General features: G+C 52.6%; 1 protein-coding gene. It reads left to right on the forward strand.

Annotated elements, in window-relative coordinates; translation table 11 throughout:
• Positions 1–92 precede the first annotated feature (92 nt).
• Entirely contained in the window at positions 93–1118 is a 1026-nt protein-coding gene (locus JJB74_RS32925) for an IS110 family RNA-guided transposase (RefSeq protein WP_200598764.1), read from the forward strand.
• Positions 1119–1435 lie beyond the last annotated feature (317 nt).

Raw genomic sequence — 1435 nt, forward strand, 5'->3', positions numbered from 1 at the left:
CAATGATATGAACGCCTCCCGCCCTGGTCAGCCTTGGCCGAAAGAATATAGTTAGCTCGTCAGGGAGTCGTGATTTTGCATCGGAGGTCACTATGTTACTCATGCCTGTAGGGATTGATATCGCAAAGTCGGTGTTCCAGATCCACCACATAGACGTAGAAACAGGCCGGACCGTCAGTAAAGCCATCAAGCGTGCCAGCCTTTTAGACTACTTCTCGAATCGCACACCTTGTTTAATTGGTATGGAAGCGTGCGGTGGTGCACAACATTGGGCTCGGCAACTGGTAAAGCTTGGACACCAAGTTAGACTGATGCCAGCGAGATTCGTCAAGGCATTCAACATCGGTAACAAAAGCGATGCAGCTGATGCACGTGCAATCTGGCTTGCTGTTCAGCAGCCATGCAGACCAGTGGCCGTTAAATCCGAAGCTCAGCAGGCAGTGCTTGCAATGCACAGGATGCGACAGCAGCTCGTAAAGATGCGTACCATGCAGATTAATGCACTGCGCGGTTTGTTGGCTGAATACGGTGAAGTCATGGGCAGGAGTCGCACCGTACTGGACAAAAGCATTCCCGGCGCTTTGCTTCGGCTCGCTGAGCGACTACCGGCAATGTTGATCGATACATTGCGTGATCGGTGGAATGAGCTTGCAAAGATGGATGAGCAGATCGCAAGGATCGAGCAACGGCTCCGCATGTGGTTGAAACAAGACAAGGACTGTTCAGCCATCGCTCAGATTCCTGGCGTTGGACTACTTACCGCAACAGCCGCCGTAGCCACCATGGCAGATGCGAAATCCTTTCGATCTGGGCGTGAATTTGCTGCTTTTATAGGACTCGTACCGCGGCAGCATGGCTCCGGCGGCAAGATAGGTCTTTTTGGTATTAGCAAGAGAGGTGATACCTATTTACGCACTCTCTTGACCCATGGGGCTCGGTGTGTGCTGGCAAACGCCAAGGATTCGGGTCTCTGGGTCGAGCAACTGAAGAAGCGACGCCCACCGAATGTTGTCGTGGTTGCCTTGGCGAACAAGATGGCCCGCACCATCTGGGCAATCTTGGCACATGGGCGTCCTTACGAGCGGGGTTATCAGAGCCAGAGCCCTCGCCTAGTATGAGCATCGACATAGCATCAAACTGTAGCAGGTGAGTATCAAGCAAACTAGTCGGATTTAAACCATCAAGAGGTTGCGCAGGCGTTTCTAGTGGAATGACAGAACAGGTAGGACCGGGACTCGCTGAACCTGGGTTGTAATGAGAGCTTCGAGCTCGTTTGAGCAATGAGGTGCGAGTCAGCGGATTTCATAGTGGCCCGCAGCGGCGGCTTGGAGCTGCAACAAGGCCGGATATACAGCTGCAGCCCAACTTGTTCTTAGTTGCTATAGAAACCTCTCGCAAAGGGAGGCGTTCATATACATTACAACGAGCAGCATCC

Source organism: Noviherbaspirillum pedocola, from assembly GCF_016632335.1.
Lineage (GTDB): Bacteria > Pseudomonadota > Gammaproteobacteria > Burkholderiales > Burkholderiaceae_D > Noviherbaspirillum_A > Noviherbaspirillum_A pedocola.

Bases quoted from the DNA above. Each gene is read 5' to 3' on its own strand.
- JJB74_RS32925 (WP_200598764.1), top strand. From the start codon at position 93: ATGTTACTCATGCCTGTAGGGATTGATATCGCAAAGTCGGTGTTCCAG.